This is a genomic window from Streptomyces sp. F001, assembly GCF_004187715.1.
Taxonomy (GTDB): Bacteria; Actinomycetota; Actinomycetes; order Streptomycetales; family Streptomycetaceae; genus Streptomyces; species Streptomyces flavusporus.
Map to the genome: position 1 here is coordinate 1 of NZ_QZWF01000058.1, position 12192 is coordinate 12192.

Consider the following 12192-nt stretch of genomic DNA (forward strand, 5'->3'; position numbering starts at 1 on the left):
CCCTCCGGCTGACCACGACGGCCGCGCCGAACAGGCGGCCGTCGTGGTCAGCCGGAGGGGGGCGGGGCGATGGCGGGCCCGGCCATCCGCGGCTCGATGAGGTGGTGCCGCGCGTCGGCGGGCGCGGTCGAGGCAGGTGCCGCTGTGGGCTTCTGGGACGACGGCGGCCGGCCGTCGCTGCCGGCGCTGATCGCGTCGATGGCGAGCCGGGCCACGGCCGTGGACATCTCCGCGACGGGCAGGTCGATCCGCGGCAGATGCCGGATGCCCAGCTCGTCCGGGAGGCTGCCGACGAGGACCACGGACAGGTCCTCGGGGACCCGCAGCCCGGCCGAGGACACGGCGCCCAGCAGGTGGGGGAGGAGGATCAGGTCCTGGACGACCAACGCGGTCGGCGCGGGACGCACGGCCAGCGCCTCGCGCAGCCGGTGCCCGAGCTTTTCCGGGTCGCGGTGCGAGGAGAGCACGCGCACCTCGGCCTCGGTCTCGGCGGTCGCGCCCCGGGCGCCGTCGAGGCCGCGCACCGCATAGCCGCGACGCGCGGCGATCTCGTGCTCGGCCGACGACAGGAAGACGATCCGGCGGTGGCCGGCCGCCGCGGTCTCACGGATGGCGAGGGCGACCGCCGCCTCCCAGTCGAGATCGGTCCAGGGCAGCGCCGCGTGGTCGTCGTGGCCGAGCAGTGCTGCGGGGAAGCCCAGCTCGTGCAGGACCTCGATACGGGGATCGCGCTCCTCGACCGCCATCAGCACCGCCGCGTCCGCGAGCCCGCTGCGGGCCACGCGGCGCAGCGCGCCGGCGCCGTCGCCTTCGGTGATCAGGAGTACGTCGTATCCGTGCCCGCGGGCGGCGTCGGTGACATCGATGGCGAACCGGCCGTCGATCGCCCGGTATTCACCGGGCACGCGCGGCACGGCCAGTGCCAGCACGTTGGTGCGGGAGCTGCGCAGTGTGCGGGCGCTGGCGCGCGGGTGGTAGCCGAGCTCGTCGATCGCCGCCTGCACCGCGCGCCGGGTGTCCTCGGAGATCTTGCGGGATCCGCTCAGGACGTAGGACACGGTGCTGGGTGCCACGCCCGCCCGCTCGGCGACGTCCTTGATCGTGGCCATCTCCGCCTCCGTCCGCCCGCCTTCGGGCTCCTCGGATTCATCGAATTCATCGAATCGATTCGATGAACGAATGGCGTGACTTTAGGCAGCCCGGGGCGGGAAGGGCAATACCCTTGGCGTTATGTCCAGTTTGTGATCGGGGGGGTTGCCGAGGGACTGCCACGTCGGATCGACCGGCGCCGTCACGGGGTGGTTGATGCCTGACCGGTGGCTGCTCGCACCACGGTCAGGCCGCACCGGTATGGCTCGTCGAGCTCGCCGTCGGGGAAGAGCCGTGCCAGCGCGGTGCGGTTCGCGTCGAGGAGTGCGGCCCGCTCGACGGGGTCCATGACCACGAAGTGCGAGTGGGTGCCGAGGTTGCGGAGGTGCTCCTCGACGGTGATCCGGCGTGACCACGTGATCTCGCGGGTGGACACCTGGACCGGAAACGGGGCGAACAGCTCGGCCACGGTTGTCGGGAAGCTGCGGGTGAAGGGCGCGAGCCGGGCATCCTCCGCCGCGACCCACGGGACCCGGACGTCGGCCTGGTTCCACCACAGGGCCAACACGCCGTGCGGGCGCAGCACGCGCAGCGCTTCGGGGACGGAGCGGGCCGGGTCGGTCCAGTGCCAGGCCTGCGCGTAGGTGACCAGGTCGAAGCTGCCGGCGGCGAACGGCAGGCGGTTCCCTTCGCCCCGCACCAGCGGGACCTCCGGCTCGGCCCGGCGCAGCTCTGCGGCCATACCGGCGCCCGGCTCCAGGGCGACGACGCGGGCGCCGCGTTTATGCAGCAGCCGGGTGGCGATACCGGTGCCGGCGCCGCAGTCCAGCACGTCGGCGCCGGCCAGCGCTCGGCCGGCGAGCTCCTCCACGGCGTCGAAGAGGGCCGGCGGATAGCCCGGGCGGGCGGCAGCGTACTGCGTGGCAACGCTGTCGAAGGACAGGGCGCGGTCTTGGTTCGCGTGGGATGCCATGGCCGCGATCCTTCCGGGCGGACGGAGCACGCGGAAGACGACTGCGCCTGAGTACCCGTACTCAGGCCGATTGTGTCGCTTGGCTCTGACGCGGCCGGCCTGTGGTCCCCACGATGGAGTGCTCCCCGCGTCGAGAGAGGTGCTCATGGGCCGTGACCTGCAGCTGCGCGCTGCCACTCCGGAGGATCTGGAATGGATCTACGAACTGCGTCACCGGGTGTACGCACAGGAGTTGGGCCAGCATGTGCCGGATCCGGCCGGGCGGCTTCGTGACGGGCTGGACGGCGACAACGTCTACCTGGTCGCGGCGCGAGGAGCGGACCGCATCGGCTTTGTCAGCCTGACGCCGCCCTGGTTGGGGCGGTACGCGCTGGACAAGTACCTGACCCGCGACGAGCTGCCGTTGCTGACCGAGGACGATGTGTTCGAGGTGCGCATCCTCACCGTCGAGCCGCGCTGGCGGGCCTCCGCAGCGGCCCCGCTGCTGATGTACGCGGCGCTGCGCTGGATCGCCGCCCGGGGCGGTCGCCGGGTGGTGGCGATGGGGCGCACCGAGCTGCTCGCCATGTACCTGGCCGCCGGTCTGCGCCCGGTCGGCCGTACCGTTCACAGCGGTGCGTTGACGTTCGAGGTGCTGACCGGCAGCGTGACCGAGCTGACGAAGGTCACGATGGACCGTTACCGCACCACGCTGGAGCGTCTGCGGTCCGCAGTGGACTGGCAGTTGGACGTGGCGTTCGCACCCCGGCCGGACGGCTGCGAACACGGCGGTGCCTCGTTCACCGCCATCGGCACGGACTTCCGCAGTCTGGACCGGCGTCATCAGGTGGTCGCGGCCGACGTGTTGGACGCCTGGTTCCCGCCGGCCCCCGGCGTGCGGGCGGCGCTCGCGGAAGATCCGGCCTGGGTCGCCCGGACCTCGCCGCCGACCGGCGCCGAGGGCCTGCTGGCGGAAATCGCCACGGCCCGGGCGCTGCCCGCGGAGACGCTCGCGGTCGGCGCCGGTTCATCCGACTTGATTTTCCGGGCCTTCGGCCAGTGGCTGACCCCGCAGAGCAGGGTGCTGCTGACAGACCCGGGCTACGGCGAGTACGCCCACGTCACGGAGAGGGTGATCGGATGCCGGGTGGACCGGTTCCGGTTGCGTCGTGAAGAGGGCTGGCGGATCGATCCGGCCCGGCTGGCCGCTGCCGTCGGGTCCGGCCGCTACGACCTCGTGGTGGTGGTCAACCCGAACAACCCGACCGGACGCCACGCGCCGGCCGCTGAGTTGCGCTCGGTGATCGCCGCCGCGCCGGCCCGGACCCGCTGGTGGATCGACGAGGCATACCTGGGCTATGTCGACCTGAACGAGTCGCTCGCCGGCCTCGCCGCGACGGACCCGCGGGTGGTGGTCTGCACCTCACTGTCCAAGATGTATGCGCTGTCCGGCATGCGGGCGGCGTACCTGGTGGCCGAGCCGAACACCGCGGCGCAGCTGCGCCGTTGGACGCCGCCCTGGCCGGTCAGCCTCCCGGCGCAGCTGGCCGCGGTGGAAGCCCTGCGCGACCCGGCGTACTACAGCGACTGCTGGCGTCGCACCCACGCGCTGCGCCGGCAGCTGGCCGCCGGTCTGGCCGGGCTGGACAAGGACGTGGTGGTCGAGGAAGCCGTGGCGAACTTCCTCACCGTGACCCTGCCGTCCGGCGGGCCGAGTGCCGCACAACTGGTGCACGAGTGCCGCCGCCACGACGTGTACCTGCGTGACCTGTCGCCGTTGTCGTCGGAGTACCAGGGGCGCACCGTGCGCATCGCGGTCAGGGACACCGCCGAGAATGCGCGCATCGTGGCCGCGTGTCAGGCCGCCCTGGACGTACTGCGGCCGCGTTCGGGCTCGCTCGTCTCGAGGCCTGAGATGCGTGAGATGCCTGAGGGCGTTTCCGCCTTTGGATCCACTCGATGATCACCGTGGCCTCCCTGGCGCCCTACCTCGGTGGGGCGTTGGCGCTGGGCGGCATTGCGGTGGCGGCGTCCCGGCGCCGCGAGCTGCTGATCCGGTGGTGCGCCTGGGCGGTCGGAGTGCCACTGGTCACCGGCGCGTTCTGGCTGGGCCGACCGGGCGCCGCGGGCCTCGCCATCGCGGTCGGGGTGATTGCGGTGCTGGAGTTCGGCGGACTGATGCTGCTGGGCTGGGTGGACCGGGTGGTGCTGGCCGCGGCGGTGGCAGGCGTGGTGCTGGCCGCCTGGCTGGCGCCCGGACAGGTGCTCCGGGTGGTGGCGATCGGGGCGCTCGCGGTGGCCGCGGTGCCGCTCCTGGCCGGCGACGCCGAGCACGGCCTGCGCCGGCTCGGCGCCGGCCTGCTGGGCCTTGCCTGGCTGAGTGCGCTGGCCGCGCTGGTGCCGCTCGGGGCGAGCGCGCTGGCGCTGTTCGTGGCGGTCTCGGTCGCCGACATCGCGGCGTACTTTGCCGGTCAACGGCTGGGCGGGCCGCGGCTGTCGCCGCTGTCACCGGCCAAGCGGTGGAGCGGGATGCTGGCCGGGGCCGCGGCCGGCCTCGGCGTGCTCGCCGTGCTGTCCGCGCTGAGCTGGCCGATGGCGGTGGCGGTGGCGGTCGGCGGCCCGGCCGGCGACCTTCTCGAATCCATGATCAAAAGGGGTGCGCAGGTGAAAGACGCCGGCCGCTGGCTACCCGGCTCCGGCGGCCTGCTGGACCGGATCGACTCGCTGCTCATCGCGCTGGCCGTCCTGCTTGTTCTGCGCTGACCCACAGGTGATCCCGTCAAGGCCGGCCCGGGCTGTGATCGACGTTTATGGACATGGCGTTGGACAGAGTGTCCGATGACCTTTAGGGTCCTCCGTGAGCGCTGTGGGGCGCCTGCTGTTCCTGACTGATCTGAAAGCGGATTTTCGTGGTTGATGGGGTTTCCCGTCCGGCCCTGCTCCTGGTGCACGGGGCATGGCACGGCGGGTGGTGCTGGGAGAAGCTGGCGTCGGTGCTGCGTGCCGACGGGTGGCGCACGCGAGCGGTCGATCTGCCCAGCGCCGGCGGGCGGGCGGGAGTGCAGGACGACGCGCAGGTGGTGCTCGCAGAGCTGGAGCGCATCGAGGGCCCGGTCGTGGTCGTCGCGCACTCCTACGGCGGCATACCGGTCAGCCAGGCCGTCGCCCAGACCGGGAACGTGTCGCGGATCGTCTACCTGGCGGCGTACCAGCTCGATGTCGGTGAGAGTCTCCTGGGATTCCATGGCGCGCCCGCTTCGCCGGGGCCGCACGATGCCGAGGCCGTACCGGAGGATCCGGTCGGGCTGTTCTACGGTGACGTGCCTCGTTCCGAGGCCGAGCAGGCCGCCGCGCGGCTGGTGCCGCAGAGCGCACAGTCCTTCAGGGACGCGCTGACTCTGGCCGGGTGGCACACCGTCCCGTCGACGTACATCGTCTGCGAGGACGACCGGGCCCTGCCTGTGCAGAGCCAGCAGACGCTGGCCGCCAGGTCCGATGCGGTCCACCGCATCAAGAGCAGCCACTCGCCCTTCCTGTCCAAGCCGGGGGAGCTCGCTGCACTCCTGTCGGAGATCGCCCTCGCGTCGGAACCGTCCACAAGGAGAATGTCGTGAACAGCACCATCGGCCAGGAGGAGACGGGCGCGCCGTCCAGGGAAGAGATCAGGGCCGAACTCGTCGGGCGGGCCGTCGCCCTGCAACCGCTGCTGCGGGAGCAAGCGGCGCGCGGCGAGTCGGAGCGCGTCCTGCCGACGGAGGTTGTCGACGCCCTGACCGAGGCGGGCGTCTTCCGGCTGCTGACGCCGAGGCGGTACGGCGGCTACGAGACCGACCTGCGGACCCTGACCGAAGTCTCCGAGGCCCTCGGGGAGGGCGACGGATCGGCGGCCTGGGTCGGGATGATCATCTCGGTGACGAACTGGCTGGCATGCCTCTTCCCGGACAAGGCCCAGGAGGAGGTGTTCGGGGCCGATCCGGATGCGCGCGTGACCGGCGTGGCCGCGCCGGCGGGCATGGGGGAGCGGGTGCCCGGCGGCTGGCGCGTCAGCGGGAGGTGGTCGTACAACTCCGGTTCCCCGCACGCCACTTGGGCAGCGGTCGGTGCACTACTGAAGGACGACGACGGAGCGGTCACGGACCAGGCGCTCGTGCTGATCCCCGCCTCGGACCTGGATGTCGAGGACACCTGGCACACCGCGGGCATGAAGGCAACCGCCAGCAACACCCTGACAGGGCGGGATGTGTTCGTTCCCGAGCACCGTGTGCTGTCGGTTCCCGCGGCCGCGGAGGGCGTGTATCCGCGCGCGTCCCGGGACGAGACGCTGTACGGCTCGACGTTCGGCCCGATGCTGTTGCTGTGCCTGGTCGGACCGCTGCTCGGACTGGGGAAGGCCGCCCTGAACGTGGTGGTGGAGGCCGCCGCGGCGAAGCCGCTGTCGTTCACCGTCCACAGCCGGCAGGCGGACTCGGTGGGCGTCCAGCTGCAGACGGCCGAGGCGGCGCTGAAGCTGGAGACCGCCTGCCTGCACACCTACCGGGCCGTGGACGAGGTGGACCGGGCCGCATCCTCCGGCGCTCCCCTGGACTACGCCGCCCGTGCGCACGTCAGGGCACGGGCCGGCTTCGCCGCACAGCAGGTGCTCGAGGCGGTCGGCACCCTGCTGAACGTGCATGGCGCGTCCTCGTTCGCCGACGCCGGCCCGCTGCAGCGCATCTGGCGTGACGCCAATGTCGCGGCGCGGCACGCCGGCCTGGTCCCGGCGGTCGGCCTGGAGGTCTACGGCAAGTCCCTCCTCGGCGTCAGCGAGCGGGTGAGCCTGATGCTCTGAACCCGACCCGCGGCGGCGAGCGCTCGTGGCGGTGTGGACCGGGCCGCTCACCGGTGACCTGCAGACACACCGCCCGTCCGGTTCCTTAGGATGCGTGTATGCCTTCCACCACACGACGACCCTCCAGTGCGGCCGACCGGCGGGCCGCCCTCGAAAAGCGGATCCTGGCCGTGATCGAGGAGTGTCTGCGCGGCGGTGTGACCTACACCGAGCTGAGTGTGGAGCAGATAGCCCACGCTGCGGGGATCTCTCGTTCGACGTTCTATCTGTACTTCCGTGACAAGGTCGACGTACTGCTCCGGCTGAGCGGCTCCCTCAAGAAGGAGAGCTACGCGATCGCGGCGTCCTGGCGGCCGACCGGCCCCGACGGCGGCCTGGACGGCCTGGCCCGTACGTATGAGCTCATCCTGCGCCATTACCGCGAACATGCGGCCCTGCTCGCGGCGATCAATGAGGTGGCCGCCTACGACCCCTTGGTCCGGGAGGCGTGGACCGCCGACCAGGACCGCTTCATCGACAACCTCGTGACGGTCCTGCAAGAGGAGCAGCGGGCCGGCCGTACCCCCGCGGACCTCGACCCCGGACTCGCGGCCAAGGCGATCGTCCAAGGAGGCGGTCAGGTCATCGCGCAGCAGGTGGCGGGCGGCGACAGCAGCGACGACGCCGTCGTGGCCCGCGAGCTGGCCCGTGGCTACTGGTACGGCGTGTACCGACGCCCGGCAGGGTGACGGGGCGCGTCAGCGTTTGAGGGATGCGGCGTCCCCCATGACGATCACCGGGTGCTGTTCGGGGTCGAGGGTGCGCAGGAGTTCCCTCATGTGCTGCTGCGCCATGCTCACACAGCCGCGCGTGGGCCCGCCGTGGTCCACGTGCAGCCAGATGCCGCCGCCCTTGCCGGAGCCGAGAGGGCGGGTCCAGTCGAGAGGGGAGGTTCCGGGCTTGCGGTTGTAATTGATCGCGACGACGTAGTCGAAGGATCCCGCGAGCGGTTCGCCCTCGAAGCCCGTGCCGCCGATGACGAAGCTCTGCGCCTGGTCGTACGGCAGCTCGGTGCCGGGATCGGGGAGCAGTCCGCCGGCGTCGGTGAGGGAGAACACGCCGATGGGCGACCGGAGGTCACCGAGGCGGTGGTCGTCCGTCCAGCCCTTGAGAGCGTTGTGGGCCGGCCAGGTGGCCCCCGGCTCCCAACTCGCGCCGGTGCGCCGGTACAGCACCACCTCTGACTCCGAGGAGTTCTTGCCCCGGCCGGTGACCAGCACCACCTGGCGCGCGTTCGCGGGGACGTCGGCCAGCGTCCGCGGACCCAGGCCCGGTAGCTGCTCGGGGACGGACGCGATGGACGCTGCGTTGTCCGCGGATGGCCGCCCGGCCATGGCCTGTGCCGTGCCGACGGACGTCGGCCGGGCAGCGTCGGCCGTCTCGACGCCCGCCCCCGCGCACCCGGCAAGGGTGATGGACAGAGCCAGGACGGCTGGTATCCCCGGACGGTTCAGGGCCGGGACAGTGGAGGTCGTTGCCGGAAGCCGCAGTCGCGACAGGCGACGGATTGACGAAGTAGCCATGGCCATCAGCCTGAACGGGACTTGTGAGGAACTGATCAGCTCCGACTCACGACGTCGGACCGGTTCGGACGCCGTGCCGGCATGCGGATATCAGGAAGTCGTCAGGGTGTGGGAAGCCCCTCACCTGGTCCTGGAAGCCGATCGCTCACGCTTAGAGTCGGCTGCGTGTGCGCGCATATTCTGATTGCGGAAGACGATGAGATGCAGGCCGAGTTGATACGACGGCTGCTGCTTCAGGACGGCCACAACCCCGTCGTGGTCACTGACGGCCGGGCTGCCATCGACGCAGCCGAAAGCCACCGACCCGACCTGGTCGTCCTGGACCTGATGCTGCCCAAGATCGACGGTCTCGGCGTGTGCCGTGTGCTGCGCCGGCACGGGGACATACCCGTTCTCATGCTCACCGCCCGCTCCACCGAGGACGACGTGCTGCTCGGCCTGGAACTCGGCGCGGACGACTACATGACCAAGCCGTACAGCCCACGGGAACTGCTCGCCCGCATACGCACCGTGCTGCGCCGCACCCTCCGCCCCGCCGACGACTCCCCAGTGCTCCGCGCGGGCGGCATCACCGTCGATCCTGCACGGCACGAGGTCACCTGCGACGGCATCCCCGTCCCGTGCACACCCGGCGAGTTCGCCATCCTCCACGCCATGACCGCGGAACCCGACCGGGTCTTCTCGCGCCGTCAACTGCTGCAGCTCACCCGGGGCCACGACCGCGCCTCCACCGAGCGCGCCATCGACGTACACATCATGAACCTGCGCAAGAAGATCGAGCCCGACCCGCGCAGACCCGTCAGGCTGCTGACCGTCTTCGGCGTCGGTTACAAGCTCACCGAGCTGCCGACATGAGGCGCGGCCCCCGCATCCCCTGGCGCAAGAGCCTGTTGGTCCGGCTTCTTCTCACCTCCATGACGATCGCCGTACTCTCCGTCGGCGCCACCGCCTGGCTGGCCGTGGAGACCACCACGCGGGCCATCCAGGAGGAGCGCGGCCAAGTGCTCTCCGACGACACGGACATCCTGCGTCAGCTCAGCGGCTTCGCCGCGACCCACGCCGACTGGAGCGGAGTGCAGCCCTCGGTCCGCACGCTCTCGCGCACCATGGGCCGGCGCATCGCCCTGACGACCGAGACCGGACGCACCATCGCCGACTCGGCCGTCCCCGGCACCGCCCTGCCCGCCCGCGCATCGGCCACCGTCGACCCGCTGACCACCGACACCTACACCGAGCCAGGAGCCCAGCTGGCCGGGATCGACCCGCGGGCGGTGGGACCGTATGTGCTCACCGCGGCCGAACGGACATGGGTGAAGACAGTCGCCGAGAAGCGTCTGGTGTGTATGCGCCGGTACACGAGCGACGGGCGCCTGCAACAACTGCCCAGCGGCCGTACGGTGGTCATCGCCCCCGACGGCGGAGCGGCCTCCGTGCCGCTGGAGTGCGCCGACGGAGTCCTCAACACACCCACGCGCACCGAACGGAAGGCACTGGACGAACTCAACGTTCTGGCCAAGCGTTGCTTCGACCGTCCCAAGAAGGGGCGGGACGCCACACCGGTGGGAATCGGGGGTGAATTCATCGCCGGCGTCGACACCCTGGCGGGCGACCGTGCCCGCGGGCTCGGTGTCAGCCAGCAGACGCAGACCTGTGTCGACAGCGCTCGCCGCACACAACTCGACCCGTACGTCGCCCCGAGAGCCAGACTCTATCTGGGCAACCTGGGCGGGCAGCCCGCAGGCTTCGACCTCTCGCCCACCAACAAGGCCAAGATCGTCGGTGTCACGGCGCTCGTCCTCGCCGTCACGATCGCCATGACCACTGTCGTCGCGATCCGCCTCGTCCGTCCCCTGCGAGCCCTGACAGCCGCGGCCCAGCAGCCGCCGCACCGGCACGCACGCGTCGCCGTCACCACCAAGGACGAGACCGGCTATCTGGCCGCCGCCTTCAACGACCTCACCGCGCGCCGCGAACACCTTGAAGCCCAACGCAAAGCCATGGTCAGCGACATCGCCCACGAACTGCGGACGCCGCTGACCAATATCCGGGGCTGGCTGGAAGTCACCCGCGACGGGCTGGTCGAGCCGGACCCGGACCTCATCGCCGCCCTGCACGACGAGGCACTGCTCCTGCAGCACATCATCGACGATCTGCGCGATCTCGCCGCAGCCGACGCCGGCACGCTGAAACTGCACCGCGAACCGGTGTGCGCGGACGACCTCGTCGCCCAGGCGGTGTCGGCCCACAGCACCCGCGCCGAAACCGCGGGCATCCGCCTGCACGCGCACACCGACCCCGACCTCTGGCTGGACGCCGACCCGGTGAGGATGCGTCAGGTCCTGGGCAATCTCGTCTCCAACGCACTCCGGCACACCCCCACGGGCGGTACGGTCACGGTCACCACACGGCACACCGGTGATCTGGCCGTTCTCACAGTGGAGGACACGGGCAGCGGCATCGCATCCGACGACCTGCCCCATGTCTTCGAACGCTTCTGGCGAGCCGAGAAGTCCCGCAGCAGGCACACCGGGGGCAGCGGACTGGGCCTGTCCATCGTCCGCCAGTTCGTCGAGGCACACGGCGGAACCGTCACCGCCGACAGCGAGCCCCGCAAGGGAGCGGTGTTCACCATCCGGCTCCCTTGCGCCCGGTTCGAGGTGTCCGCGGTTTCGGGGGAGTGAGTTGTGCGGGTGAGCGACGGGCGATCAGGCGGGCACTCGTTCAGCGGCCCTGAGAATCGTGGCACGTGCCTGATGGCGACGCTCGTAGTCCAGCACCCGACGGACGTGGACCGGTTCCGCGTCGGCGAGCCGCTTGACGATCTCGTTCGCGGTCATGCTGTCGTAACCGGACCAGGGCACAGGCTCGAGCAGCTCAGCGACCCTGCCCAGTACGGCGGCGCGGCCCGCGTGAAACCGTTCGTAGGCGCCGACCGTGGCGAGATCCGACTGGGACAGGTGCGGGAGCCGGTCCAGGATCATCCTGGTGCTCAGCTTGCGGTAGTCGGGGACAGGCAACTCGTCCTCCGCGATCAGAGCGCCCTCCGGTGCGCCCAGGAACCGATCCGCGCCCGGCATGCGCTCGGCCGTCTCCCGCAGCCAGCTGCTCCAGTCGCGGACCGCCTGTGCCGCACCTCCGGCGCTCGGGCCCTCAGTGGTCTCGGCGGCCGCCACCGCTGCTTCGGCATGCTGTTCCAGACTGTCGGCGAGCTCTTCCAGCGCCTCCTCGTCATCACGGCGGATGGAGCTGAGCAGCTCCGAGCTGGTGGCGTCCTCGGCCTCCTGGGCGATGCGCTCTGCGGCCCGGCAGACCGCCACGGCCAGCGCGGTGACTGCATACTCGTCCTCGGCGTTCTTCAGCAACTGCTGCTGCGATGCCGTCGCCCGGCCCCGGAACACGACGCCCGGGACCGACATCGCCACGTCGATGGGCAGCCGTGCTGCCTGCTCGGTCAGGCGCCAGGCGTTCCCCAGAACGGTCGGCACCACTCCGCGGGGCTGCAACGTGGCCAGGCGTTCGTCGATGCGGTACACGTGGCCCCGGGCGTCGCCCATGCGGCGTTCCAGGACCTCCCGGTACTCACCGGGGGGCGTGACCGTGAGGTGGGCTTTGAAGCGGTCGGCAAGCGACTCCTTGGTCTCCCGGACCTCGCGCAGCGCGGGAACAAGCATGTCTGTGGCTACGGCCATCACGATTCCTTCGGATGTGTCGATGGTCGGCAAGAATCGGCCGGAAACCGGCCCGCCCCCCCACACCCACCG

Annotated in this window: 11 protein-coding genes; 7 read left to right on the forward strand and 4 right to left on the reverse strand. The window is 71.1% G+C overall.

Annotated features, from left to right (window positions below):
• Nucleotides 1–47: 47 nt before the first annotated feature.
• Nucleotides 48–1109, reverse strand: a complete 1062-nt coding sequence (locus tag StrepF001_RS42575) for a LacI family DNA-binding transcriptional regulator (RefSeq protein WP_129803444.1) — start codon at nt 1107–1109, stop codon at nt 48–50.
• Nucleotides 1110–1291: 182 nt separating this feature from the next.
• Nucleotides 1292–2062, reverse strand: a complete 771-nt coding sequence (locus StrepF001_RS42580) for a class I SAM-dependent methyltransferase (RefSeq protein WP_129803445.1) — start codon at nt 2060–2062, stop codon at nt 1292–1294.
• Nucleotides 2063–2207: 145 nt separating this feature from the next.
• Between StrepF001_RS42580 and StrepF001_RS42585 the strand changes: the two genes are divergently transcribed.
• From StrepF001_RS42585 to StrepF001_RS42605, 5 genes are all read left to right on the forward strand, one after another.
• Complete coding sequence (locus StrepF001_RS42585; protein ID WP_129803446.1) at nt 2208–4004, forward strand: histidinol-phosphate aminotransferase family protein; 1797 nt, start codon at nt 2208–2210, stop codon at nt 4002–4004.
• Entirely contained in the window at nt 4001–4804 is an 804-nt protein-coding gene (locus StrepF001_RS42590; protein WP_206307134.1) for a phosphatidate cytidylyltransferase, read from the forward strand. The genes StrepF001_RS42585 and StrepF001_RS42590 overlap by 4 nt, the downstream gene beginning before the upstream one ends.
• 146 nt (nt 4805–4950) lie before the next feature.
• A complete protein-coding gene (locus StrepF001_RS42595) occupies nt 4951–5655 on the forward strand; it encodes an alpha/beta fold hydrolase (protein ID WP_129803447.1) in 705 nt (234 codons plus the stop codon).
• Nucleotides 5652–6869: an acyl-CoA dehydrogenase family protein gene (locus StrepF001_RS42600; protein WP_129803448.1), complete on the forward strand. Its 1218-nt coding sequence runs from the start codon at nt 5652–5654 to the stop codon at nt 6867–6869. Before StrepF001_RS42595 ends, StrepF001_RS42600 begins: the two co-directional genes overlap by 4 nt.
• Nucleotides 6870–6967: 98 nt before the next feature.
• Nucleotides 6968–7597: a TetR/AcrR family transcriptional regulator gene (locus StrepF001_RS42605; RefSeq protein ID WP_129803449.1), complete on the forward strand. Its 630-nt coding sequence runs from the start codon at nt 6968–6970 to the stop codon at nt 7595–7597.
• 9 nt (nt 7598–7606) lie between these two features.
• Here the strand turns inward: StrepF001_RS42605 and StrepF001_RS42610 are convergent, their stop codons facing one another.
• Nucleotides 7607–8431, reverse strand: coding sequence for a L,D-transpeptidase family protein (locus tag StrepF001_RS42610; RefSeq protein ID WP_240797966.1), 825 nt, complete (start codon nt 8429–8431; stop codon nt 7607–7609).
• 165 nt (nt 8432–8596) lie between these two features.
• Here StrepF001_RS42610 and StrepF001_RS42615 point away from each other — a divergent pair, with 165 nt between their 5' ends.
• The gene (locus tag StrepF001_RS42615; RefSeq protein WP_240797967.1) at nt 8597–9286 is read left to right on the forward strand and encodes a response regulator transcription factor; all 690 of its coding nucleotides are present in this window, start codon (nt 8597–8599) and stop codon (nt 9284–9286) included.
• Nucleotides 9283–11112, forward strand: a complete 1830-nt coding sequence (locus StrepF001_RS42620) for a HAMP domain-containing sensor histidine kinase (protein WP_129803450.1) — start codon at nt 9283–9285, stop codon at nt 11110–11112. The genes StrepF001_RS42615 and StrepF001_RS42620 overlap by 4 nt, the downstream gene beginning before the upstream one ends.
• 24 nt (nt 11113–11136) lie before the next feature.
• Here StrepF001_RS42620 and StrepF001_RS42625 read toward each other — a convergent pair whose 3' ends face one another.
• A complete protein-coding gene (locus tag StrepF001_RS42625; RefSeq protein WP_129803451.1) occupies nt 11137–12120 on the reverse strand; it encodes a hypothetical protein in 984 nt (327 codons plus the stop codon).
• Nucleotides 12121–12192 lie beyond the last annotated feature (72 nt).

Excerpts from the sequence above, each read along its gene's own strand:
- StrepF001_RS42625 (WP_129803451.1), bottom strand. The coding sequence starts at position 12,120 with ATGGCCGTAGCCACAGACATGCTTGTTCCCGCGCTGCGCGAGGTCCGG.
- StrepF001_RS42580 (WP_129803445.1), bottom strand. The coding sequence starts at position 2,062 with ATGGCATCCCACGCGAACCAAGACCGCGCCCTGTCCTTCGACAGCGTT.
- StrepF001_RS42605 (WP_129803449.1), top strand. The coding sequence starts at position 6,968 with ATGCCTTCCACCACACGACGACCCTCCAGTGCGGCCGACCGGCGGGCC.
- StrepF001_RS42575 (WP_129803444.1), bottom strand. The coding sequence starts at position 1,109 with ATGGCCACGATCAAGGACGTCGCCGAGCGGGCGGGCGTGGCACCCAGC.
- StrepF001_RS42620 (WP_129803450.1), top strand. The coding sequence starts at position 9,283 with ATGAGGCGCGGCCCCCGCATCCCCTGGCGCAAGAGCCTGTTGGTCCGG.
- StrepF001_RS42610 (WP_240797966.1), bottom strand. The coding sequence starts at position 8,431 with ATGGCTACTTCGTCAATCCGTCGCCTGTCGCGACTGCGGCTTCCGGCA.
- StrepF001_RS42585 (WP_129803446.1), top strand. The coding sequence starts at position 2,208 with ATGGGCCGTGACCTGCAGCTGCGCGCTGCCACTCCGGAGGATCTGGAA.
- StrepF001_RS42590 (WP_206307134.1), top strand. The coding sequence starts at position 4,001 with ATGATCACCGTGGCCTCCCTGGCGCCCTACCTCGGTGGGGCGTTGGCG.